At 68.4% G+C, this 20,873-nt stretch carries 29 protein-coding genes; 27 read left to right on the top strand and 2 right to left on the bottom strand.

Annotated elements, in window-relative coordinates:
• The first annotated feature begins 203 nt into the window (after positions 1–203).
• On the top strand, positions 204–1,115 hold the full coding sequence (locus V6S66_RS12745; RefSeq protein ID WP_334207108.1) for a hypothetical protein: 912 nt from the start codon (positions 204–206) through the stop codon (positions 1,113–1,115).
• Between the two features lie 42 nt (positions 1,116–1,157).
• Here V6S66_RS12745 and V6S66_RS12740 read toward each other — a convergent pair whose 3' ends face one another.
• Positions 1,158–2,219 carry an acyltransferase family protein gene (locus tag V6S66_RS12740; RefSeq protein WP_334207107.1) on the bottom strand — a complete coding sequence of 354 codons (1,062 nt, stop codon included), beginning with the start codon at positions 2,217–2,219 and terminating at the stop codon, positions 1,158–1,160.
• 46 nt (positions 2,220–2,265) lie between these two features.
• Here V6S66_RS12740 and V6S66_RS12735 point away from each other — a divergent pair, with 46 nt between their 5' ends.
• Entirely contained in the window at positions 2,266–2,754 is a 489-nt protein-coding gene (locus tag V6S66_RS12735; protein WP_334207106.1) for an NUDIX hydrolase, read from the top strand.
• Here the strand turns inward: V6S66_RS12735 and V6S66_RS12730 are convergent.
• A complete protein-coding gene (locus tag V6S66_RS12730) occupies positions 2,721–3,887 on the bottom strand; it encodes a hypothetical protein (protein WP_334207105.1) in 1,167 nt (388 codons plus the stop codon). The genes V6S66_RS12735 and V6S66_RS12730 overlap by 34 nt on opposite strands.
• A gap of 168 nt (positions 3,888–4,055) precedes the next feature.
• On the opposite strand from V6S66_RS12730, the gene V6S66_RS12725 reads away from it, so the two are divergent.
• From V6S66_RS12725 to rplR, 25 genes are all read left to right on the top strand, one after another.
• Positions 4,056–4,787, top strand: coding sequence for a maleylpyruvate isomerase family mycothiol-dependent enzyme (locus V6S66_RS12725; protein ID WP_334207104.1), 732 nt, complete (start codon positions 4,056–4,058; stop codon positions 4,785–4,787).
• 61 nt (positions 4,788–4,848) lie between these two features.
• On the top strand, positions 4,849–6,162 hold the full coding sequence (locus V6S66_RS12720) for a uracil-xanthine permease family protein (protein ID WP_334207103.1): 1,314 nt from the start codon (positions 4,849–4,851) through the stop codon (positions 6,160–6,162).
• Between the two features lie 209 nt (positions 6,163–6,371).
• Positions 6,372–6,746 (top strand): 30S ribosomal protein S12, encoded by a 375-nt coding sequence (rpsL, locus tag V6S66_RS12715; RefSeq protein WP_229051889.1) that lies wholly within the window; start codon positions 6,372–6,374, stop codon positions 6,744–6,746.
• Complete coding sequence (gene rpsG / locus V6S66_RS12710) at positions 6,746–7,216, top strand: 30S ribosomal protein S7 (RefSeq protein WP_229051888.1); 471 nt, start codon at positions 6,746–6,748, stop codon at positions 7,214–7,216. Before rpsL ends, rpsG begins: the two co-directional genes overlap by 1 nt.
• 76 nt (positions 7,217–7,292) lie before the next feature.
• Entirely contained in the window at positions 7,293–9,404 is a 2,112-nt protein-coding gene (gene fusA / locus V6S66_RS12705; RefSeq protein WP_334207102.1) for an elongation factor G, read from the top strand.
• Positions 9,405–9,527: 123 nt separating this feature from the next.
• Complete coding sequence (gene tuf, locus V6S66_RS12700; RefSeq protein ID WP_334207101.1) at positions 9,528–10,721, top strand: elongation factor Tu; 1,194 nt, start codon at positions 9,528–9,530, stop codon at positions 10,719–10,721.
• Positions 10,722–11,040: 319 nt separating this feature from the next.
• Positions 11,041–11,964, top strand: coding sequence for a cation diffusion facilitator family transporter (locus tag V6S66_RS12695; protein ID WP_334207100.1), 924 nt, complete (start codon positions 11,041–11,043; stop codon positions 11,962–11,964).
• Between the two features lie 359 nt (positions 11,965–12,323).
• Positions 12,324–12,632 (top strand): 30S ribosomal protein S10, encoded by a 309-nt coding sequence (gene rpsJ, locus V6S66_RS12690; RefSeq protein WP_229053069.1) that lies wholly within the window; start codon positions 12,324–12,326, stop codon positions 12,630–12,632.
• Between the two features lie 14 nt (positions 12,633–12,646).
• Positions 12,647–13,303: a 50S ribosomal protein L3 gene (gene rplC / locus V6S66_RS12685; protein ID WP_334207099.1), complete on the top strand. Its 657-nt coding sequence runs from the start codon at positions 12,647–12,649 to the stop codon at positions 13,301–13,303.
• Positions 13,300–14,238, top strand: a complete 939-nt coding sequence (rplD, locus tag V6S66_RS12680) for a 50S ribosomal protein L4, sunset domain variant (RefSeq protein WP_442885904.1) — start codon at positions 13,300–13,302, stop codon at positions 14,236–14,238. Before rplC ends, rplD begins: the two co-directional genes overlap by 4 nt.
• A 2-nt stretch (positions 14,239–14,240) precedes the next feature.
• Entirely contained in the window at positions 14,241–14,543 is a 303-nt protein-coding gene (rplW, locus tag V6S66_RS12675; RefSeq protein WP_334207097.1) for a 50S ribosomal protein L23, read from the top strand.
• Positions 14,544–14,556: 13 nt separating this feature from the next.
• On the top strand, positions 14,557–15,384 hold the full coding sequence (gene rplB / locus V6S66_RS12670; RefSeq protein ID WP_334207096.1) for a 50S ribosomal protein L2: 828 nt from the start codon (positions 14,557–14,559) through the stop codon (positions 15,382–15,384).
• 13 nt (positions 15,385–15,397) lie between these two features.
• A complete protein-coding gene (gene rpsS / locus V6S66_RS12665; RefSeq protein ID WP_229051879.1) occupies positions 15,398–15,679 on the top strand; it encodes a 30S ribosomal protein S19 in 282 nt (93 codons plus the stop codon).
• Positions 15,676–16,092 carry a 50S ribosomal protein L22 gene (gene rplV / locus V6S66_RS12660; RefSeq protein WP_334207095.1) on the top strand — a complete coding sequence of 139 codons (417 nt, stop codon included), beginning with the start codon at positions 15,676–15,678 and terminating at the stop codon, positions 16,090–16,092. The genes rpsS and rplV overlap by 4 nt, the downstream gene beginning before the upstream one ends.
• Positions 16,092–16,919, top strand: a complete 828-nt coding sequence (gene rpsC / locus V6S66_RS12655; protein WP_334207094.1) for a 30S ribosomal protein S3 — start codon at positions 16,092–16,094, stop codon at positions 16,917–16,919. The genes rplV and rpsC overlap by 1 nt, the downstream gene beginning before the upstream one ends.
• The gene (gene rplP, locus V6S66_RS12650; protein ID WP_229051876.1) at positions 16,919–17,341 is read left to right on the top strand and encodes a 50S ribosomal protein L16; all 423 of its coding nucleotides are present in this window, start codon (positions 16,919–16,921) and stop codon (positions 17,339–17,341) included. Before rpsC ends, rplP begins: the two co-directional genes overlap by 1 nt.
• Positions 17,341–17,580: a 50S ribosomal protein L29 gene (gene rpmC / locus V6S66_RS12645; protein ID WP_334207093.1), complete on the top strand. Its 240-nt coding sequence runs from the start codon at positions 17,341–17,343 to the stop codon at positions 17,578–17,580. Before rplP ends, rpmC begins: the two co-directional genes overlap by 1 nt.
• Entirely contained in the window at positions 17,577–17,876 is a 300-nt protein-coding gene (rpsQ, locus tag V6S66_RS12640; protein ID WP_334207092.1) for a 30S ribosomal protein S17, read from the top strand. Before rpmC ends, rpsQ begins: the two co-directional genes overlap by 4 nt.
• Positions 17,877–17,880: 4 nt before the next feature.
• Positions 17,881–18,249 carry a 50S ribosomal protein L14 gene (gene rplN / locus V6S66_RS12635; RefSeq protein ID WP_056209423.1) on the top strand — a complete coding sequence of 123 codons (369 nt, stop codon included), beginning with the start codon at positions 17,881–17,883 and terminating at the stop codon, positions 18,247–18,249.
• On the top strand, positions 18,249–18,608 hold the full coding sequence (gene rplX, locus V6S66_RS12630; RefSeq protein WP_334207091.1) for a 50S ribosomal protein L24: 360 nt from the start codon (positions 18,249–18,251) through the stop codon (positions 18,606–18,608). Before rplN ends, rplX begins: the two co-directional genes overlap by 1 nt.
• Positions 18,609–18,610: 2 nt before the next feature.
• Complete coding sequence (gene rplE / locus V6S66_RS12625; protein ID WP_334207090.1) at positions 18,611–19,192, top strand: 50S ribosomal protein L5; 582 nt, start codon at positions 18,611–18,613, stop codon at positions 19,190–19,192.
• A 1-nt stretch (position 19,193) separates the two neighbouring features.
• Positions 19,194–19,379 carry a type Z 30S ribosomal protein S14 gene (locus V6S66_RS12620; RefSeq protein WP_229051872.1) on the top strand — a complete coding sequence of 62 codons (186 nt, stop codon included), beginning with the start codon at positions 19,194–19,196 and terminating at the stop codon, positions 19,377–19,379.
• A gap of 130 nt (positions 19,380–19,509) precedes the next feature.
• Positions 19,510–19,917 carry a 30S ribosomal protein S8 gene (gene rpsH / locus V6S66_RS12615; protein ID WP_334207089.1) on the top strand — a complete coding sequence of 136 codons (408 nt, stop codon included), beginning with the start codon at positions 19,510–19,512 and terminating at the stop codon, positions 19,915–19,917.
• Positions 19,918–19,930: 13 nt separating this feature from the next.
• The gene (gene rplF, locus V6S66_RS12610) at positions 19,931–20,473 is read left to right on the top strand and encodes a 50S ribosomal protein L6 (RefSeq protein WP_334207088.1); all 543 of its coding nucleotides are present in this window, start codon (positions 19,931–19,933) and stop codon (positions 20,471–20,473) included.
• Positions 20,473–20,856 carry a 50S ribosomal protein L18 gene (gene rplR, locus V6S66_RS12605; protein ID WP_334207087.1) on the top strand — a complete coding sequence of 128 codons (384 nt, stop codon included), beginning with the start codon at positions 20,473–20,475 and terminating at the stop codon, positions 20,854–20,856. The genes rplF and rplR overlap by 1 nt, the downstream gene beginning before the upstream one ends.
• Positions 20,857–20,873: the final 17 nt, after the last annotated feature.

The raw sequence follows: 20,873 nt of genomic DNA, 5'->3' as shown, positions 1-20,873 counted from the left end.
CGGGTGGGGACTGACGATGATGCATCGCGGTAGCTCCGGCTGCCCGGATGCATCACGCTCTGTCTCGCAGGGACTGACGACGCTGCATGGCGGTTGTCCTCGGGACCGTGATGCATCGTCCTCGGTCCCTCCACAGGGCCGCCTCGTCCCCAAGCGGACGAGAGAAGGTGGTGCGATGGACTGAGACCGACTGGCATCGGTCCATGACGGTTCTTCGCACGTTCGAAGCCGAGGCGGTCCACGGTCGTGGCCGCGTGCGGCATGCCATCAACTCCGGCCGGTGGCAGCGCCCGGCGCTGGGGGTCGTCGTCACCCACAACGGCCCGCTGAGCCAGCTCGAGCAGCACGAGGTGCGCCTGGCGGCCTGCCCGCCCCGGTCGGCACTGGCCGGTGCGACAGCCCTCGAGCTCGAGGGGCTGGAGGGGTTCACGTCGACTCGCACCTACGTCACGGTCCCCGAAGGTGCTCGCCGGCCGCGGTGCGAAGGCCTCGAGACGCACTGGAGCACCCTGTTGGACCGGGTCGACGTGCACCAGGCTCGGCGACCGCGCCGAACGGTCATGGCACGCAGCGTGATCGACTTCGCGTCGTGGGCCGCCACGGACCGGTATGCGCGTGCCGCTGTGCTCGCGACGTTCCAGCAGGGTTTGGTCAACGACCGCCTTCTCCACGCCGCGCTCGATCGCCGCGGATCGGTGAATCGAGTCGGGCTGGTGCGTGAGTCGGTGCTCGACGCGGTCGGCGGCGTTCAGTCTCTGCCGGAGAAAGTCTTCGATGAGCTCATGCTGGTGGCCGGCCTGCCCCGGCCCACCCGTCAGCGGGCCGTGCGCGGCAAGGACGGACGCTACTTCCTCGACGTCGAGTGGGGACCGTATGGCGTCGCAGCCGAAGTCCACGGGTTGCCCCACCACGGCGTCGTGCAGTGGTCGATGGACCTGGTGCGGGCCAACGAGATCGTCATTGACGGCCCTCGCCTGCTGATCTTCACGTCCTACGTCATCCGGCACGAAACCGAGACTGTGCTCGACCAGCTCGTTCGAGCGCTGCGAGCCGGGGGATGGCGGGGTGTGCCTCGTCCCGGTGCCGCCCAGCGACGGAACGATGCATCTGGGTAGCCATGGCTACCGACATGCATCATCGTCGGTCCAACCCGCCGGTCAGACGGGGATCTTGACCTGGGGGGAGTCGTCGATGGGGCGGAACAGCCAGGTGAGCCTGGGCTCGAACACGGGGCGGAACACGCGGGCGAAGGGGGGTGTCATGAGCAGGTTCGCCAGTGCGATCGCCGCGAACATGAGACCGGCCACGGCGGTGGCGCCGTACGGCTCGAGCTGGTCCCAGAGGTGGAAGTGGCGGTCGAGCCAGATGATGACGAAACCGTGCAGGAGGTAGCAGTAGAACGTGCGCCCACCGAACGCGGTGGTCCACGACCGTCTGCGCGGCACGAGCGACAGGGCGGCGAACGTCATCAGCAGCCCGAGCGCGATCAGGCCCGTGCGGACCATCAGACCCTCGGCGAACGTGGCGTCGAGGTCGACGTAGCTGTGCTTCCAGAGCAGCCACTCCTGGGCGTCCGGGAAGCTCACGAGCTGGCTGAGCACGAACAGCCCCGCGAGCAGCGCGGCCGACGCGGCCCGGATCCGCGCCGTGCCGAGCGACAGGAAGCCCTCGCGCGTCATGTGCAGGCCGATGACGTAGAACGGCAGCAGCGCGAGGGTCTTGTGGATCGCCAGGACGTTGGGGATGTCGATCAGCCCGGAGCCGAGGGAGATGACGATCGAGGTCGTGATCGGGTAGCGGAGCGCGCGCCAGATCGGCGTCGTGAGGCGCCACAGGATCAGCGCCGCCATGAACCAGCCGATCCACTGCGGCGACAGCACCATGAGCTGGGCGGGCTCGCCGGTGTAGTGGCGGGTGATGAGCTGCAGGCTCAGCTCGACGAGCAGGTACGGCACGACGAGCGTGCTGACGATCCGTCGGATCTGGCGCACGTCCCCGACGTAGTGCCGAGCCGTGTACCCGGAGATCAGGATGAAGAACGGCATGTGGAACGCGTAGATCCACGTGTAGACGCCTCGGGCGGAGTCCATCACGACGAACTCGGTGAGGCAGTGCCCCATCACGACCAGGAGCATGACCCAGTAGCGCGCGTTGTCGAGGTAGGCAACGCGCTCCTTCGGACCCGACGGCGAGACGGGGAGGGGGGCCAGGGCGGACATCGAGCCGACTGTATCGACCCCCCGGTCAGGTGACATCCTGAGAGACGTGGAGCACCCTGAGCAGATCCGTCGGACGCAGCGCCTCGGTGCGTACGGGGTCGTGGTGCGCGAGCGGGAGCAGCCCGAGCTGCTCATCACCCGCGTCTCGCCGCGCGGCTACCCGGCCGGTTGGTGGGCGCTGCCCGGTGGGGGAGTCGACCACGGCGAGTCGCCGAACGACGCCGTCCGACGCGAGATGCACGAGGAGACGGGGCTCGAGGTGCTGGAGCAGCGGCTGATCGAGGTGCACGACGTGCACACCGTCTCTCCCGGCCGAGGCGACGCCTGGGAGGACTACCACGGGGTGCACCTGCTCTACGCCTGCCGCGTCGACACCGACGCCGTGCCACACGTCGTGGAGTCAGGAGGCACGACCGACCTCGCGCTGTGGCTCCCGCTGAGCGATCTTGCCGACGGGCGCCCGCTGCTGCCCGTGGTCGAGCACGTGCTCGGACGCCTGGATCAGCTCGCGGGCGTGTGGAACAGCATCACGTAGTTGCCGCGGGCGGTGATGACGTGCGTCGCGACCGCTCGCTCACCGTCGGGCGCCGTGGCCGAGAACGTGACGTCGACCTCGTTGAGGCCCTCGTACGAGTCGAGCGTGACCGGCACGTCGGGCGAGAGCGACTCGACGTACGAGCGGGCGATCTCCCGCGCCTCGGAGCTGCTGGCCACGTTGAGTGACACGAACTCGGGCTGGAACGAGCTGAGCAGGATCAGGGTGCCTTCGGGTGCGACCCAGCCGTTGAGCAGGGGCGTGTCGGCCGGGGCCTGGGTGTCCATCGCCGGCCAGATGATGTCGTCGAGCTCGCCGCGGACCGGCTCCGGCTCCTCGGTCTCGACCTCGGTGGCGGTGCGCTCGATGCGCGGATCGCTGAAGTCCTGGACCCGCACCTCCATGACCGGGCGCGTCAGGCTGGAGGGCGGGGCGATGCGGGTCTCGGGGTTGCCCGGGTCGACCGACATCGAGATGGCGAGGTTGCGCCCGTCGCCCGTGACGCCCGCGACCTCGAGCTCGCACCCGGTGAGTCGGTCGTCCTCGACGGTGCAGTAGCTCGTGAAGTCCTCGGGATCGACATCGGCGTCCGGCAGAAGGGCAGCGATCTGCGCGACGAGCGCCTGCACGATCTCCGACTTGCCGGTGGACGACTCGGCGTCGAGCCGGATCACCGCGACCGTGACGTCGGCGGGCGGCGGCTCCTCGAGCAGGGCGAAGGTGTCGTCGTCGGGCCGGCCGGACTTGGTGATCTCCGGCGGCTCCGGCGACACCACGCCGTCGGGGTTGCCGCGGGCGGCCGAGACGGCGTCGGAGACGCCTTGGCGGGTCAGTGCCACGGTGAGGTCGGGCTGGTAGGCCTCGATCATGCGATTGCTGCGGTACCGGGCGAGGGGACCCAGCTGCACCGCCCCCTCCGGGACGGTCAGTCCGTTGATGATGGGGGACTCGGGGCCGCTCTCGTGCGCGGTGATCTCGTCGGGCACGGAGGCTGAGCCCGACCCTCCGCCCGCGTCCCCGGAACCGATCTCGCAACCCGCCAGGGCCACGGTGACCAGTGCTGCCGACAGTGCTGCCGACGCGACACGCTTCCAGCGACCCATGCCCTCCACCTCCAGACCAACGATCGTCATCAGATCCGGGGCAACCCTAGCGGCAGCCACCCACCTCGACCCGTGGTGCCGACCCGGCCCCCGCACCGCTGCGGAGCCGGTCTGGGGGAGATCCTGGCGATCCGGCAGCGCCGGGGGCGGGTTGGCGCGAGACTACGGACGTCCCACTTCCCCTCACCAGGAGTCCCGATGGACCACGTCCTCGAGCTCGCGACGGCGATGCAGCGCTATGCCGAGGTGGCGGACGCCGCATTCGGCGACGAGCCCGTGCCGAGCTGTCCCGGCTGGACCATCGACGACCTCACGGGACACCTCGGCACGGTGCACCGCTGGGCGGCGTCGATCCTGCTGTCGGGGCAACGGATCGACGAGCCGCGGGGTGTCCGGGTCACCGAGCCGCGGGCGGACTGGTACGCCCGGACGGCGGCCGCTCTCCTCGAGGTCGTCCGAGCCGTTCCGGCCGACGAGCCGACGCCCAACTCGGCCCGGGTGCACGAGACCGCCGCGTACTGGCCGCGGCGGCAGATGCACGAGACGACGATCCACGTCATCGACGCCGGGCTGGCGCTGGGGCTGGGCGCCGACGGGACGCCGATCTCCGCCGAGCTCGCCGCCGACGGCGTGGACGAGCTGCTGGGCGTCATGCTCCCGCGGATGACGGCGCGGGGGCAGCGACCCCACCTGGAGGGGCGCGTGCGTGTCGTCGCCACCGACACGGGACGCTCCTGGGTCGTGGGGGAGTCTCCCGACGCCATGCGCACGCCGATCCTGCTGTACGCCGGGGAGGGTGCCGACGCCGACGGCGAGATCCGGGCCACGGCGGCCGACCTCTACCTCGGTCTCTGGGGACGCCTCGAGCGCGAGCGACTGACGACGTCCGGCGCGGGCCGCGACCTGCTGCGCGGACCCCTGGTCCCGTGACCCTGCTCCCACCGGCGCGTCGGACGAGCCGTGCGGACCCGGGCTTCGCCATCATGGGCCCATGTCCTCGAAGACGACCCCGTCCTGGAAGCCGGCCCTGACCTGGAAGCTGCACGGAGACGACGGTCGCGCGATCGCCGAGGGCGACATCGTGCGCCCCGACGAGCGGCTCGCCTGGCCGGCCACGATCGGGCTGGGCCTCCAGCACGTCGTGGCGATGTTCGGCGCCACGTTCCTCGTGCCGATCCTCACCGGCTTCCCGGCCACGACGACGCTGTTCTTCTCGGGCGTCGGCACGATCCTCTTCCTCGTCATCACGGGCAACCGTCTGCCGAGCTACCTCGGGTCCTCCTTCGCCTTCATCGCCCCCATCACGGCCGCGACCGCCTCGGAGGCCGGCCCGGGGGGTGCCCTGTTCGGCATCGTGGCGGTCGGCGTCCTGCTGGCCCTGGTCGGTGCGCTCGTCACCGTCACGGGCACCGGCTGGATCGACTGGCTCATGCCGCCCGTCGTGGCCGGTGCGATCGTGGCGCTCATCGGCCTCAACCTGGCGCCCGTCGCGAGGTCGAACTTCGAGCAGGCGCCGTGGGTCGCGCTCATCACCCTGGCGGCGGTGATCCTCTGGACCGTCGTCTTCCGCGGCCTGGTCGCGCGGCTGTCGATCTTCTTCGGCGTCGTGATCGGCTACGTCGCCGCGGTCCTCGCCGACCAGGTCGACTTCGGGCCGGTCGAGAGCGCGGCCTGGATCGGCCTGCCGGACTTCTCGACCCCCGACGTGGCCTGGTCGGTGCTGCCCGCCTTCATCCCCGTCGTGCTCGTGCTGGTGGCCGAGAACGTGGGCCACGTCCGCAGCGTCGCCCACCTGACCGACCCCGCCCTCAACGAGCGCACGGGCCGGGCGCTGCTGGCCGACGGCCTCGCGACCACGGTCGCCGGCCTCGGCGGCGGTTCCGGCACCACCACCTACGGCGAGAACATCGGCGTCATGGCCGCGACGAAGGTCTACTCGACCGCGGCCTACTGGGTGGCCGGTGCCTTCGCGATCGCGCTCGGCTTCCTGCCCAAGGTCGGCGCCGTGGTCAACACGATCCCGCCGGGGGTCCTGGGTGGAGTGACCACCGCCCTCTACGGCCTGATCGGCGTGATCGGCATCAAGATCTGGATCGACAACCAGGTGGACTTCTCGCGGCCGGCCAACCAGTTCACGGCTGCCACCGCACTGGTCGTCGGCATCGCCGACTTCACGTTCAGCGCCGGGCAGCTGACGTTCAACGGGATCGCGCTCGGCACGGTCGCGGCCATCACGGTCTACCACGTCATGACGGCCTTGGAGGGCGGTCGGAGCGCGCGGCCCGCGGACGTGACGCTGCCTTGATCAGGGACGGCCCGGCGCGCCGGTCGACGGCCGCCGTCGGCGTTTTGACCCGCCCTGTCGCGCCGGGTAGTCTTGGAAGCCGTGTCTGGATCAACCAGACCGATGCACACATCCTGTCGTCCCGAACGCCCGGATCTTCGTATCCGCCGGGACCGATGGCGAGTGCATCAAGAGTCGAGACGCTCAGTCGAGAAGAAGGATGTCGCGTAGTGCCCACGATCAATCAGCTGGTCCGCAAGGGCCGCCAGTCCAAGGTGGTCAAGACCAGCACGCCGGCCCTCAAGGGGTCGCCGCAGCGTCGTGGGGTGTGCACCCGCGTGTACACGACCACGCCGAAGAAGCCGAACTCCGCGCTCCGCAAGGTCGCGCGCGTCAAGCTCTCCTCGGGTACCGAGGTCACCGCGTACATCCCCGGTGAGGGCCACAACCTCCAGGAGCACTCGATCGTGCTCGTCCGTGGTGGTCGTGTGAAGGACCTTCCCGGCGTCCGCTACAAGATCGTCCGTGGCTCGCTCGACACCCAGGGCGTCAAGGGCCGCAAGCAGGCCCGCAGCCGCTACGGTGCCAAGAAGGAGAAGAGCTAATGCCTCGTAAGGGTCCCGCCACCAAGCGCATCCCCGAGACCGATCCGGTCTACAGCAGCCAGATCGTCACGCAGCTGATCAACAAGATCCTCGTCGACGGCAAGAAGCAGACCGCTCAGCGCATCGTCTACTCCGCGCTCGAGGGCGCCCGCGAGAAGAACGCCACCGATCCGGTCATCACGCTCAAGCGTGCGCTCGACAACGTCCGCCCGAGCCTCGAGGTCAAGAGCCGCCGCGTCGGCGGCGCGACCTACCAGGTCCCGATCGAGGTCCGCCCGGCCCGTCAGACGACCCTCGCGATGCGTTGGCTCGTCAAGTACGCCGGCGAGCGTCGTGAGAAGACCATGGCCGAGCGCCTCCAGAACGAGATCCTCGACGCCAGCAACGGCCTCGGCGGAGCCGTCAAGAAGCGCGAGGACACGCACAAGATGGCCGAGGCCAACCGCGCGTTCGCGCACTACCGCTGGTAATCAACGCTGCAGGGCGGGGCCGCACCGGCCCCGCCCGCACCACCCTCTGTTCCACGATCAAGAGAGAGCTCACGTAGTGGCTACCGAACTCACCACCGACCTCACCCGGGTCCGCAACATCGGCATCATGGCGCACATCGATGCCGGCAAGACCACCACCACCGAGCGGATCCTCTTCTACACCGGTATCAACTACAAGATCGGTGAGGTCCACGACGGCGGCGCCACGATGGACTGGATGGAGCAGGAGCAGGAGCGCGGCATCACCATCACGTCGGCCGCGACGACCTGCTGGTGGAAGAACCACCAGATCAACATCATCGACACCCCCGGCCACGTCGACTTCACCGTCGAGGTCGAGCGCTCGCTGCGCGTCCTCGATGGCGCTGTCGCCGTCTTCGACGGTGTCGCCGGCGTCGAGCCGCAGTCCGAGACCGTCTGGCGCCAGGCCGACAAGTACGGCGTCCCGCGCATGTGCTTCGTCAACAAGCTCGACCGCACGGGTGCCTCGTTCGACTTCTGCGTCAAGACGATCCGCGAGCGCCTCGGCGCGACCGCGCTCGTCCTGCAGCTCCCGATCGGCGCCGAGCAGGACTTCCTGGGCGTCGTCGACCTCGTCGGCATGCGCGCCCTGACCTGGCGTGGCGAGACCACGATCGGTGAGGACTACACGGTCGAGGACATCCCGGCCGACCTGGCCGACGCCGCCGAGGAGGGCCGCGAGGCGCTGCTCGAGACCCTGTCGGACGTCGACGACGAGATCGCCGAGCTGTTCCTCGACGGCGCCGACATCTCGGTCGAGGTCCTGCAGGCCGCGATCCGTCGCGCCACGCTGGCCGCCAAGCTCAACCCCGTTCTGTGCGGCACGGCGTTCAAGAACAAGGGCGTCCAGCCCCTGCTCGACGCCGTCGTCGCCTACCTGCCCTCGCCCATCGACGTCGGCGCCATCGTCGGCCTCGACCCGAAGGACGAGAGCAAGAACGACACCCGCGAGCCCTCGGACGACGTGCCCTTCTCGGGCCTGGCGTTCAAGATCGCCACCGACCCGCACCTCGGCAAGCTCACGTTCGTGCGCGTCTACTCCGGCCGCCTCGAGGCGGGCACCCAGGTCCTCAACGTGACCAAGGGCCGCAAGGAGCGAATCGGCAAGGTCTACCAGATGCACGCCAACAAGCGTGAGGAGATCGCGTCGGTCGGCGCCGGCCAGATCGTGGCCGTCATGGGCCTCAAGGACACCACCACGGGCGAGACGCTGGCCGACTCGGCCAACCCGATCGTCCTGGAGTCCATGACCTTCCCCGACCCGGTCATCCAGGTCGCCATCGAGCCCAAGACCAAGAGCGACCAGGAGAAGCTCGGCGTCGCGATCCAGAAGCTCGCCGAGGAGGACCCGACGTTCCAGGTCCACACCGACGAGGAGACCGGTCAGACGATCATCGCCGGCATGGGCGAGCTCCACCTCGACATCCTCGTGGATCGCATGAAGCGCGAGTTCAACGTCGAGGCCAACGTCGGCAAGCCGCAGGTCGCGTACCGCGAGACCATCCGCAAGACGGTCACGGGCCACAGCTACACCCACAAGAAGCAGACCGGTGGTTCGGGCCAGTTCGCGAAGGTCGTCATCGGCATCGCGCCCAACGGCCCCGACGCCGGTGGCGAGGGGGGCTACGAGTTCGCCAACGCGGTCTCGGGCGGCCGCGTGCCGCGCGAGTACATCCCGTCGGTCGACGCCGGTGGACAGGCCGCCATGGAGTTCGGCGTCCTCGCCGGCTACCCCATGGTCGACGTCAAGTTCACCCTGGAGGACGGCGCCTACCACGACGTCGACTCCAGCGAGCTCGCGTTCAAGCTGGCCGGCAACATGGCCTTCAAGGAGGCCGCGCGCAAGGCTGGCCCGGTCCTCCTCGAGCCCGTCTTCTCCGTCGAGGTCACGACGCCCGACGACTACATGGGCGACGTGATCGGCGACATCAACTCCCGCCGGGGTCAGGTCTCGTCCATGGACGAGGGCTACGGCGGTGCGAAGGTCATCAAGGCGCTCGTGCCGCTCTCGGAGATGTTCGGCTACGTGGGTGACCTGCGGTCCAAGACCTCGGGCCGTGCCTCGTACTCGATGCAGTTCGACTCGTACGCGGAGGTCCCCAAGGCCGTCGCGGAGGAGATCATCAAGAAGGTCCGCGGCGAGTAGTCCGCGGGGGCCTCGGCCCCACCACCACTCGGTAGTACCCATCCCCTAGGCTGGCCCGAGGTTTCCCACGCGGGGCCCGACGGCTTTCACAGTCAGCACCATCACAACCCAGAAGGAGCCCCAGTGGCTAAGGCGAAGTTCGAGCGGACCAAGCCGCACATGAACATCGGTACCATCGGACACATCGACCACGGCAAGACGACCTTGACCGCGGCGATCACGAAGGTGCTGCACGACAAGTACCCCGACCTGAACGAGGCCTCGGCCTTCGACCAGATCGACAAGGCTCCCGAGGAGCGCCAGCGCGGCATCACGATCTCCATCTCGCACGTCGAGTACCAGACCGAGAACCGCCACTACGCGCACGTCGACTGCCCGGGTCACGCGGACTATGTCAAGAACATGATCACCGGTGCGGCCCAGATGGACGGCGCGATCCTCGTGGTCGCCGCCACCGACGGCCCCATGCCCCAGACGCGTGAGCACGTGCTGCTCGCTCGCCAGGTCGGCGTGCCGTCGATGGTCGTCGCGCTCAACAAGTGCGACATGGTCGACGACGAGGAGATCCTCGAGCTCGTCGAGATGGAGGTCCGCGAGCTGCTGAGCGACCAGGACTTCGACGGCGACAACGTCCCGATCGTCCGTGTTGCCGCGCACCCCGCGCTCCAGGGCGACGCCAAGTGGGGCGACTCGATCGCCGAGCTCATGGCGGCCGTCGACGACTACATCCCGATGCCGCCGCGTGAGACGGAGAAGCCGTTCCTCATGCCGGTCGAGGACGTCTTCACGATCACCGGTCGTGGCACCGTCATCACGGGTCGTATCGAGCGTGGCGTCATCAAGGTCAACGAGACCGTCGACATCGTCGGCATCCGTGAGACCAAGCAGACCACGACGGTTACGGGCATCGAGATGTTCCGCAAGCTGCTCGACGAGGGCCAGGCCGGCGAGAACGTGGGCCTGCTGCTGCGCGGCACCAAGCGTGAGGACGTCGAGCGGGGCATGGTCATCATCGCTCCCGGTTCGACCACGCCGCACACGGAGTTCGAGGGTCAGGCGTACATCCTGTCCAAGGAGGAGGGTGGCCGTCACACGCCGTTCTTCAACAACTACCGCCCGCAGTTCTACTTCCGCACCACGGACGTCACCGGCGTCGTCACGCTGCCCGAGGGCACCGAGATGGTCATGCCCGGCGACAACACCGAGATGAGCGTCGAGCTGATCCAGCCCATCGCCATGGAGGAGGGCCTGCGCTTCGCCATCCGCGAGGGCGGCCGTACCGTCGGCGCCGGCCGTGTCACCAAGATCAACAAGTGATCTGATCTGACGCAGCTCAGCTGAAGACGAGCCCCTCGGACCTTCGGGTCCGGGGGGCTTCGTCGTGGGCGGGGGATCGGGCGCGTCTGCTCGGACCGGGCCGGCGTCTGGTGCCCGACAAGCGGCACGGACCAAGCGCGGTCATCCCGGCCCACGGTCAGGTGGACCGACGACGATGCATGTCGGTCGCTGAGGCAGCCTCGATGCATCACCCTCGGTCCCGTCCACTGCACCCCCACCCTCGGGAACGGTTGTCGTGGGCGTCCCTTTGGCGGACACGTGCTCGCGGATCTCACCCCGGGTGCGTAGCGTCCCTGGCATGGGACACGGACACGGCCACGCCCCCACGGGGTCGGGGGTGCGCCACCGGCGCAAGCTCGTCCTGGTGCTGGCCCTCACCCTGTCGGTGCTCGTGGTCCAGGCCGTGGTGGCGGTGCTCACCGGCAGCCTGGCGCTCCTGGCGGACGCCGGCCACATGCTCAGCGACTCGATCGGGCTGGTCCTGGCGCTGGCGGCCATCGCGGTCGCCCAGCGCGGCGCGGCGCCCGGGTCGCGTCGCACGTTCGGGCACCACCGCACCGAGATCCTGGCGGCGGGCGCCAACGGCCTGCTGCTGATCGGGCTGTGCGGATGGATCGTGCTCAGCGCCGTCGGCCGGCTCGAGGACCCGGTCGACCTCGAGGCATGGCCGGTGCTGGCCGCAGGTGCGGTGGGTCTGGTGGTCAACGTCATCGGTCTGCTGGTCCTGCGCTCGGGTGCGCAGGAGAGCCTCAACGTCCGGGGCGCGTACTTGGAGGTGCTCGGCGACGCCCTCGGGTCGATCGCCGTCATCGTCTCGGCGGTCGTGATCCTGCTGACCGGCTGGGTCCGGGCCGACGCGGTCGCCTCGCTCGCGATCGCCGTGCTGATCCTGCCCCGGGCCGTGAGCCTCCTGCGCGACGTCGGTGCCGTCCTGATGGAGTCGTCGCCGCAGGACGTCGACCTCGCGGAGCTGCGCTTGCACATCCTCCGGACCCCGGGGGTGGCCGACGTGCACGACCTCCACGTCTGGACCATCACGTCGGGCATGCCGGTCATGAGCGCCCACGTGGTCGTGGAGGACTCGATCGAGCAGATGGGCCAGGCGCACGAGGTGCTCGACGGACTGCGCACGTGCTTGGCCGAGCACTTCGACGTCGCGCACTCGACCCTGCAGCTCGAGCCCCGCGGTCACGTCGACTCCGAGCCCCACCTGCACGCCTGAACCGAGCAGCCGCAGGTCCTGCCCGACAGTGGTTCCCACCGATTTGTGTTTCGGCAACGACCTCTGTCAGACTAGTGCGGTTGCTCCGGCCGGACTGCTGGGGTGCACTCGCCCGGAACTCACGCCGGGACTGACGAAGGCACCGAACCTGAGGTCCGACCGACTCGCCGAAAGCTCGGTGGTCTCACGATCACTTGCAGCACAGCGAGTCCAACCACCCAACTTGAGATCTGTGCATGTCCGCGCCAGCGCGCAGTAGCGACACGCCCGACCTCGGGGTACGTGGGACCGGAGTGGCCGAACCACTCCGAGGGGGAGTGGATCGCGAAACGTACGACGACGCAAAGGACAACGCGAGCATGGCGGGACAGAAGATCCGTATCCGGCTCAAGGCCTACGACCACGAGGTCATTGACTCCTCGGCACGCAAGATCGTGGACACGGTGACGAGCACGGGCGCGAAGGTGGCCGGTCCGGTCCCGCTCCCGACGGAGAAGAACGTGTTCTGCGTGATCCGTTCGCCGCACAAGTACAAGGACAGCCGCGAGCACTTCGAGATGCGCACCCACAAGCGGCTCATCGACATTCTCGACCCGACCCCGAAGACGGTGGACTCGCTCATGCGACTCGACCTCCCCGCGGGTGTCGACATCGAGATCAAGCTCTGAGGGGACTGCGAGTCATGAGCAACTCTGCCACCGCCACCGCGCGCGGCATCCTCGGCCGCAAGCTCGGGATGACGCAGGTCTGGACCGAGGACAACCGGGTCGTCCCGGTCACGGTCGTCGCCGCCAGCACCAACGTCGTGACCCAGATCCGCACCCGTGAGACCGACGGCTACAGCGCCGTCCAGCTCGGGTTCGGCGAGATCGACGGCCGCAAGATCAACAAGCCGCAGTCGGGCCACTTCGCGAAGGCCGGCGTCACGCCGCGCCGTCACGTCGTCGAGATCCGCACCGAGCTCGTCGCCGACTACACGCTCGGCCAGGAGATCTCGCCCGAGATCTTCGCCGCCGGCGACAAGATCGACGTCACCGGAACCAGCAAGGGCAAGGGCTTCGCCGGCGTCATGAAGCGTCACGGCTTCTCCGGTGTCGGCGCCTCCCACGGCGCCCACCGCAACCACCGCAAGCCGGGCTCGATCGGTGGCTGCGCCACCCCGGGTCGCGTCTTCAAGGGTCTGCGCATGGCGGGCCACATGGGCACCGACACCGTGACCACCCAGAACCTCACCGTCCACGCGGTCGACGTCGAGAAGGGCATCATCCTGATCAAGGGTGCCGTGCCCGGGCCCAAGGGCCAGCTCGTCGTCGTCCGCTCCGCCGCCAAGGGGGCATGACCATGGCACAGACGATCGACGTCGACCTGCCGGTCGACATCTTCGACACCCAGGTCAACGTGCCGTTGATCCACCAGGTGGTCGTGGCGCAGCTCGCCGCGGCGCGCCAGGGCACGCACAGCACCAAGTCGCGGGGCGAGGTGTCCGGCGGTGGCAAGAAGCCCTACCGCCAGAAGGGCACCGGCCGCGCCCGTCAGGGCTCGATCCGTGCCCCCCAGTACAACGGTGGTGGCATCGTCCACGGCCCGACGCCGCGTGACTACGAGCAGCGCACGCCCAAGAAGATGAAGGCCGCCGCCCTGCGCGGTGCCCTCTCGGACCGGGCCCGCTCGGGTCGCCTCCACGTCGTGGAGTCCTTCGTCACGGGCGATGCCCCGTCGACCAAGGCCGCCATCGCCGCGGTGCAGGCCGTCACGACCCGTCACCGCGTCCTGGTCGTCATCGACCGCGGCGACGACGTCACGGCGAAGAGCCTGCGCAACCTCACGGGCCTCGTGCTCCTGACGTTCGACCAGCTCAACACCTACGACGTCATCAAGAGCGACGACGTGGTGTTCACGAAGGCCGCGTTCGACGCCTTCGTCGCAGCTCGTTCGGCCGAGGGCGTCGACACCATCAAGCTCAGCGCGGCCGCCGTCGAGGCGTCCGCCGCCCCGGCGCCGGCGAAGCCGAAGGCCAAGCCGGCCAAGGCCGCTGCGGCCAAGGCCGACGAGCCGGCCGACGACGGCGTCACCAAGACCCAGCCGTACGGCCCGGGTTCGAAGGCGCCGCTCAAGAGCGGCAACGCGCCCAAGGGTTTCGACATCAAGGGCAACGCCGATTCCATGAAGTACCACGCGCCCGACGGCCAGTGGTACGACGCCACGATCGCCGAGGTCTGGTTCGACTCCGAGGAGTCCGCCCAGGCTGCGGGATTCACGAAGGCTGGTGAGTGACCATGACCACCCTGCCCAAGGACCCGCGCGACGTCGTGCTGTCCCCGGTCGTCAGTGAGAAGACGTACAACCTCATCGACGACAACAAGTACACCTTCGTGGTGCACCCTGACGCGAACAAGACGGAGATCAAGATCGCCGTCGAGCAGATCTTCGACGTCAAGGTCACCGCGGTGAACACGCTCAACCGCAAAGGCAAGACGCGTCGGACCAAGAGCGGTCTCGGCAAGCGCAAGGACACCAAGCGGGCGATCGTCAGCGTCGCTGCCGGTCAGAGCATCGACATCTTCTCGAGCCCGAGCTGAGGACTGAGCAGACATGGCAATCCGCAAGTACAAGCCGACCACCCCGGGCCGTCGTGGCTCCTCGGTGGCCGACTTCGCCGAGATCACTCGCACGACTCCTGAGAAGTCGCTGGTCGAGCCGCTGCCCAAGAAGGGCGGCCGCAACAACCAGGGACGGATCACGACTCGTCACCAGGGCGGTGGACACAAGCGTGCCTACCGCATCATCGACTTCAAGCGCTACGACAAGGACGGCGTGCCGGCCAAGGTCGCTCACATCGAGTACGACCCGAACCGCACCGCCCGCATCGCGCTGCTGCACTACGCCGACGGCGAGAAGCGGTACATCATCGCGCCCGAGGGTCTGCGCCAGGGCATGACGGTCGAGTCCGGCGTGGGTGCCGACATCAAGACCGGCAACAACCTGCCGCTGCGCAACATCCCCGTCGGTTCGGTGCTCCACTCGGTGGAGCTCCGTCCGGGCGGCGGCGCCAAGATGGGCCGTTCCGCCGGTGTCCGCGTCCAGCTCGTCGCCAAGGAGGGCTCGCGTGCACAGCTGCGCCTGCCGTCCGGCGAGATGCGCTACGTCGACGTCCGTTGCCGCGCCACGCTGGGCGAGGTCGGCAACGCCGAGCAGTCCAACATCAACTGGGGCAAGGCCGGCCGTAACCGCTGGAAGGGCAAGCGCCCGACCGTCCGCGGTGTCGCCATGAACCCGGTCGACCACCCGCACGGTGGTGGCGAGGGCAAGACCTCCGGAGGCCGTCACCCGGTCAGCCCGTGGGGCAAGCCCGAGGGCCGTACGCGCAAGCGCAAGGCCAGTGACCAGATGATCGTCCGCCGCCGCAAGTCCGGCCGCTGAGAGGACCTGAACAATGCCCCGCAGCCTGAAGAAGGGCCCGTTCGTCGACGGCCACCTCGAGAAGAAGGTGGACGCTCAGAACGAGGCCGGTACGCACACGGTCATCAAGACCTGGTCGCGTCGCTCGATGATCCTGCCGTCCTTCATCGGACACACGGTCGCCGTGCACGACGGCCGCAAGCACGTCCCCGTGTTCATCACCGACTCGATGGTCGGCCACAAGCTGGGGGAGTTCGCTCCCACCCGCACGTTCCGTGGCCACGAGAAGGACGACCGAAAGGCGAAGCGTCGATGAGTGCCGCCAGCCGCGTCAACGTCAGCGCGCGTCGCGAGCGCCTGCTGGGCGACCAGCCCGGTGCGTTCGCCACTGCGCAGTACGTCCGTGTCACCGCGCAGAAGGCCCGCCGTATCGCGGACCTGATCCGTGGTGCGCGTGTCGAGGACGCCATTGCCACCCTGCAGTTCGCCCCGCAGGCCGTCGCCCAGAACTTCCTGAAGCTGGTCGAGTCCGCGGTCGCGAACGCCGAGACCACTGAGGGACTCGACTCCGCCGACCTGGTCATCAGCGTCGTCACGGTCGACGAGGGCCCCACGATGAAGCGTTGGCGCCCCCGCGCCAAGGGTGCGGCCAACCGCATCCTCAAGCGCACGAGCCACCTGACCGTCGTCGTCACGCCGGTCGACACCACGAAGGGAGGGACTCGCTGATGGGCCAGAAGATCAACCCGCACGGGTTCCGACTCGGCATCTCGACCGATCACAAGAGCCGTTGGTACGCCGACAAGCTGTACAGCAGCTACGTCGGCGAGGACGTCAAGATCCGCAAGATGCTGACCAAGGGCATGGACCGCGCCGGCATCAGCCGCGTGGAGATCGAGCGTACGCGTGACCGCGTCCGCGTCGACATCCACACCGCGCGTCCGGGCATCGTCATCGGCCGCCGTGGCGCCGAGGCCGACCGCATCCGCGGTGACCTCGAGAAGCTCACCGGCAAGCAGGTGCAGCTCAACATCCTCGAGGTCAAGCAGCCTGAGCTCGACGCTCAGCTCGTCGCCCAGGGTGTCGCCGAGCAGCTGAGCGGTCGTGTGCAGTTCCGTCGCGCGATGCGCAAGGCGATGCAGACCACGATGCGCTCGGGTGCCAAGGGCATCCGGATCCAGTGCTCGGGTCGTCTCGGCGGCGCCGAGATGAGCCGCTCGGAGTTCTACCGCGAGGGCCGCGTGCCCCTGCACACGCTCCGTGCCGACGTCGACTACGGCTTCTACGAGGCCAAGACCACCTTCGGTCGCATCGGCGTGAAGGTCTGGATCTACAAGGGCGAGGTCGCGGGCACCCGCGCCGAGCGTGAGGCCGAGGCGGCCAAGCGCGCTGCTGCACCGGGCGCTCGTCGCGCCGGTCGTGGCGGCGGACGCCGCCCCGAGCGTCCCGCCCGCGAGGGCGCCCCGTCGGCCCAGCCCGCCACCGAGGCTCCCGCCTCGGCCGAGCCGGTCGCCGTAGCCGCTGCTCCTGCTTCCCCCGAGGGAGGCGAGTCCTGATGTTGATGCCCCGACGGGTCAAGTACCGCAAGCAGCACCACCCGAAGCGCCGCGGCATGGCCAAGGGCGGCACGACGCTCGCTTTCGGCGAGTACGGCATCCAGGCGGTCGAGGGTCACTACGTGACCAACCGCCAGATCGAGTCCGCTCGTATCGCCATGACGCGTCACATCAAGCGTGGCGGCAAGGTCTGGATCAACATCTACCCGGACCGCCCCCTCACCAAGAAGCCCGCCGAGACCCGCATGGGTTCCGGCAAGGGCTCGCCGGAGTGGTGGGTCGCCAACGTCAAGCCGGGCCGGGTCATGTTCGAGCTCTCGGGCGTCGACGAGACCACGGCTCGCGAGGCGATGCGCCGCGCGATCCACAAGCTGCCGATGAAGGCACGTTTCATCAGCCGTGAGACCGAGGGAGGCATCTGATGGCGATCATGACTGCAGTTGAGCTGCGTCTGCTCGACGCCGACGGCCTTGCCGAGAAGCTGCGCGACGCCAAGGAAGAGCTGTTCAACCTGCGCTTCCAGAACGCGACCGGCCAGCTCGACAACACCGCGCGCCTGCGCACCGTCCGCAAGGACATCGCCCGCATCTACACGGTGCTGCGCGAGCGTGAGCTCGGCATCATCGAGACCACCGACGACAACGCCGAGGTGGACGCATGAGCACCAGCAAGGACGAGACCGTGACGAACGACTCCAGCACTGCGCCGCGCAGCGCCCGCAAGGTGCGCGAGGGCCTGGTCGTGAGCGACAAGATGGACAAGACCATCGTCGTGAACGTCGAGGAGCGCTACAAGCACGCCCTGTACGGCAAGGTGCTGCGCCGCAACATCAAGCTGAAGGCCCACGACGAGGAGAACGGCGCCGGGATCGGCGACCGCGTGCGGATCATGGAGACCCGCCCGCTGTCGGCCACCAAGCGCTGGCGCCTCGTCGAGGTCCTCGAGAAGGCGAAGTGACGACATGATCCAGCAAGAGTCGCGACTCAAGGTCGCCGACAACACCGGTGCGAAGGAGATCCTCTGCATCCGTGTCCTCGGCGGCTCGGGCCGGCGTTACGCCGGCATCGGTGACACGATCGTCGCCACCGTCAAGGACGCGATCCCGGGCGGCAACGTCAAGAAGGGCGATGTCGTCAAGGCCGTCGTCGTGCGGACCGTGAAGGAGCGCCGTCGTCCCGACGGTTCCTACATCAAGTTCGACGAGAACGCGGCCGTGATCCTCAAGGCGGACGGAGATCCGCGCGGTACGCGCATCTTCGGCCCCGTCGGGCGCGAGCTTCGTGACAAGAAGTTCATGCGCATCATTTCGCTGGCACCGGAGGTGCTGTGATGGCAGGCATCAAGAAGGGCGACCAGGTCCAGGTCATCGCCGGCGCCGACAAGGGCGTCACCGGCAAGGTGATCGAGGTCCTGACCGAGAACGATCGCGTGATCGTCGAGGGCGTCAACCGCGTCAAGAAGCACACCCGGGCTGCTCAGTCCGGTGGTGCCGAGACCGGCGGCATCATCACGGTCGAGGCGTCGATCCACATCTCGAACGTGCAGCTCGTCGTCGATGGTGACGACGGCAAGACCACGACGCGCATCGGCTACCGCCGCGACGACGTCACCAAGAGCCGGCCCGACGGCTCGACCTACGCGGCCCAGCGCAGCGTGCGGGTCGCGCGCAAGACCGGAAAGGAGATCTGAGCATGGCTGACACCGACATCGCTACGGCCCAGACTGCTGAAGCACCGCGTCTCAAGCTCAAGTACCGCGAGGAGATCGTCTCGGCGCTGCGCGAGCAGTTCGCGTACGACAACGTCATGCAGGTGCCCGGCCTGACCAAGATCGTGGTCAACATGGGCGTCGGTGAGGCGGCTCGCGACGGCAAGCTGATCGAGGGCGCCGTGCGCGACCTCACCGCGATCACCGGCCAGAAGCCGCAGGTCACCAAGGCCCGCAAGTCCATCGCGCAGTTCAAGCTGCGTGAGGGGATGCCGATCGGCGCGCACGTCACGCTGCGCGGCGACCGCATGTGGGAGTTCCTGGACCGCCTGCTGACGCTGGCCCTGCCCCGCATCCGCGACTTCCGCGGTCTGAGCCCCAAGCAGTTCGACGGACGTGGCAACTACACGTTCGGTCTGACCGAGCAGGTCATGTTCCACGAGATCGACCAGGACAAGATCGATCGGTCGCGGGGCATGGACATCACGGTCGTCACCACCGCCACGAACGACGACGAGGGTCGCGCGCTGCTCAAGCTGCTCGGCTTCCCCTACAAGGAGAACTGACATGGCGAAGACTGGTCTCAAGGTCAAGGCCGCCCGCAAGCCCAAGTTCGCCGTGCGTGGCTACACGCGCTGCCAGCGTTGTGGCCGCTCGCAGTCGGTCTACAAGAAGTTCGGCCTGTGCCGCATCTGCCTGCGCGAGATGGCGCACCGCGGAGAGCTGCCGGGCGTCACCAAGAGCTCCTGGTAACCCAGAAGAACACCTACCCGTTGGAGGTCCCCTCCCACCCTTCGAGGGTCGCAAGCTCCCACCTCAGGGCAGCGCCCGATCCGAGTCGAGGACGAGACGGAAACCGCAGCGAGAAACGGAAACACCACCCATGACGATGACTGACCCGATCGCGGATCTGCTGACGCGGATCCGCAACGGCAACCAGGCGTACCACGACTCCGTGACCGCGCCCTACAGCAAGCTGAAGGAAGGTGTGGTCACCCTGCTGAAGCAGGAGGGCTACATCACCGACTTCTCCGTGGCCGAGCCCGGCGAGGGCGAGGTCGGCCGCACGCTGACCGTCACCCTGAAGTACGGCCCGCACCGTGAGCGCTCGATCGCCGGCATCCGCCGCATCAGCAAGCCCGGTCTGCGTGTCTACGCCAAGAGCAGCAACCTGCCCAAGGTCCTCGGTGGCCTCGGCGTGGCGATCATCTCCACGAGCCAGGGTCTGCTGACCGACCGTCAGGCCAACAGCAAGGGCGTAGGTGGGGAAGTCCTCGCCTACGTCTGGTGAGGGGAGCAGAACCATGTCACGCATTGGCAAGATTCCCGTCGCCGTTCCCGCGGGTGTCGAGGTCTCGATCGAGGGCCAGGACGTTCGCGTCAAGGGGCCCAAGGGCGAGCTGTCGCACACCGTCGCGGAGCCGATCACGATCGCGAAGTCCGATGACGGCACGCTGTCCATCGAGCGCCCGAACGACGAGAGCCGCAGCAAGGCCCTGCACGGCCTGAGCCGCACGCTCGTCAACAACATGGTCGTCGGTGTCACCGAGGGCTACGAGAAGAAGCTCGAGATCGTGGGCGTCGGCTACCGCGTCATCTCCAAGGGGCCGACCGAGCTCGAGTTCGCGCTCGGCTTCAGCCACCCGGTGATCGTCAAGGCCCCCGAGGGCATCACCTTCGCCGTCGAGAAGCCCACCGCGTTCAGCGTCATCGGCATCGACAAGCAGGCCGTCGGTGAGGTCGCTGCCAACATCCGCAAGATCCGCAAGCCCGAGCCGTACAAGGGCAAGGGCGTGCGCTACGCCGGCGAGCGCGTCGTGCGCAAGGCCGGAAAGGCTGGTAAGTGATGGCCATCTCCATCAAGCACAAGCGCAGTCTCTCGAACCGTGCCGCGTCGCGCGCACGTCGTCAGATCCGCGGTCGCAAGAAGATCGCCGGTTCGGCCGATCGTCCGCGCCTCGTCATCACGCGTTCGAGCAAGCACATCGTCGCGCAGGTCGTCAACGACCTCGAGGGACACACGCTGGCCTCGGCCTCCACGATGGAGACCGACCTGCGTTCGTTCGAGGGCGACAAGACCGCCAAGGCCAAGAAGGTCGGCGAGCTCGTGGCCGACCGCGCGAAGGCGGCTGGCGTCGAGACGGTCGTGTTCGACCGCGCCGGCAACAAGTACGCCGGTCGCGTCGCGGCCCTGGCCGACGGCGCTCGCGAGGGCGGACTGGAGTTCTGATGACCACGATCCACACC

Origin of the sequence: Aeromicrobium sp. Sec7.5, from assembly GCF_036867135.1 — a bacterium.
Classification (GTDB): Bacteria; Actinomycetota; Actinomycetes; order Propionibacteriales; family Nocardioidaceae; genus Aeromicrobium.
Note: the sequence above shows the minus strand (reverse complement) of the source record. Positions and strands in the feature narration are given on the sequence as shown.

Excerpts from the sequence above, each read along its gene's own strand:
- V6S66_RS12745 (WP_334207108.1), top strand. The coding sequence starts at position 204 with ATGACGGTTCTTCGCACGTTCGAAGCCGAGGCGGTCCACGGTCGTGGC.
- V6S66_RS12740 (WP_334207107.1), bottom strand. The coding sequence starts at position 2,219 with ATGTCCGCCCTGGCCCCCCTCCCCGTCTCGCCGTCGGGTCCGAAGGAG.
- V6S66_RS12730 (WP_334207105.1), bottom strand. The coding sequence starts at position 3,887 with ATGACGATCGTTGGTCTGGAGGTGGAGGGCATGGGTCGCTGGAAGCGT.
- V6S66_RS12725 (WP_334207104.1), top strand. The coding sequence starts at position 4,056 with ATGGACCACGTCCTCGAGCTCGCGACGGCGATGCAGCGCTATGCCGAG.
- V6S66_RS12720 (WP_334207103.1), top strand. The coding sequence starts at position 4,849 with ATGTCCTCGAAGACGACCCCGTCCTGGAAGCCGGCCCTGACCTGGAAG.
- rpsG (WP_229051888.1), top strand. The coding sequence starts at position 6,746 with ATGCCTCGTAAGGGTCCCGCCACCAAGCGCATCCCCGAGACCGATCCG.
- V6S66_RS12695 (WP_334207100.1), top strand. The coding sequence starts at position 11,041 with ATGGGACACGGACACGGCCACGCCCCCACGGGGTCGGGGGTGCGCCAC.
- rpsJ (WP_229053069.1), top strand. The coding sequence starts at position 12,324 with ATGGCGGGACAGAAGATCCGTATCCGGCTCAAGGCCTACGACCACGAG.
- rplC (WP_334207099.1), top strand. The coding sequence starts at position 12,647 with ATGAGCAACTCTGCCACCGCCACCGCGCGCGGCATCCTCGGCCGCAAG.
- rplD (WP_442885904.1), top strand. The coding sequence starts at position 13,300 with ATGACCATGGCACAGACGATCGACGTCGACCTGCCGGTCGACATCTTC.
- rplW (WP_334207097.1), top strand. The coding sequence starts at position 14,241 with ATGACCACCCTGCCCAAGGACCCGCGCGACGTCGTGCTGTCCCCGGTC.
- rplB (WP_334207096.1), top strand. The coding sequence starts at position 14,557 with ATGGCAATCCGCAAGTACAAGCCGACCACCCCGGGCCGTCGTGGCTCC.
- rpsS (WP_229051879.1), top strand. The coding sequence starts at position 15,398 with ATGCCCCGCAGCCTGAAGAAGGGCCCGTTCGTCGACGGCCACCTCGAG.
- rplV (WP_334207095.1), top strand. The coding sequence starts at position 15,676 with ATGAGTGCCGCCAGCCGCGTCAACGTCAGCGCGCGTCGCGAGCGCCTG.
- rpsC (WP_334207094.1), top strand. The coding sequence starts at position 16,092 with ATGGGCCAGAAGATCAACCCGCACGGGTTCCGACTCGGCATCTCGACC.
- rplP (WP_229051876.1), top strand. The coding sequence starts at position 16,919 with ATGTTGATGCCCCGACGGGTCAAGTACCGCAAGCAGCACCACCCGAAG.
- rpmC (WP_334207093.1), top strand. The coding sequence starts at position 17,341 with ATGGCGATCATGACTGCAGTTGAGCTGCGTCTGCTCGACGCCGACGGC.
- rpsQ (WP_334207092.1), top strand. The coding sequence starts at position 17,577 with ATGAGCACCAGCAAGGACGAGACCGTGACGAACGACTCCAGCACTGCG.
- rplN (WP_056209423.1), top strand. The coding sequence starts at position 17,881 with ATGATCCAGCAAGAGTCGCGACTCAAGGTCGCCGACAACACCGGTGCG.
- rplX (WP_334207091.1), top strand. The coding sequence starts at position 18,249 with ATGGCAGGCATCAAGAAGGGCGACCAGGTCCAGGTCATCGCCGGCGCC.
- rplE (WP_334207090.1), top strand. The coding sequence starts at position 18,611 with ATGGCTGACACCGACATCGCTACGGCCCAGACTGCTGAAGCACCGCGT.
- V6S66_RS12620 (WP_229051872.1), top strand. The coding sequence starts at position 19,194 with ATGGCGAAGACTGGTCTCAAGGTCAAGGCCGCCCGCAAGCCCAAGTTC.
- rpsH (WP_334207089.1), top strand. The coding sequence starts at position 19,510 with ATGACGATGACTGACCCGATCGCGGATCTGCTGACGCGGATCCGCAAC.
- rplF (WP_334207088.1), top strand. The coding sequence starts at position 19,931 with ATGTCACGCATTGGCAAGATTCCCGTCGCCGTTCCCGCGGGTGTCGAG.
- rplR (WP_334207087.1), top strand. The coding sequence starts at position 20,473 with ATGGCCATCTCCATCAAGCACAAGCGCAGTCTCTCGAACCGTGCCGCG.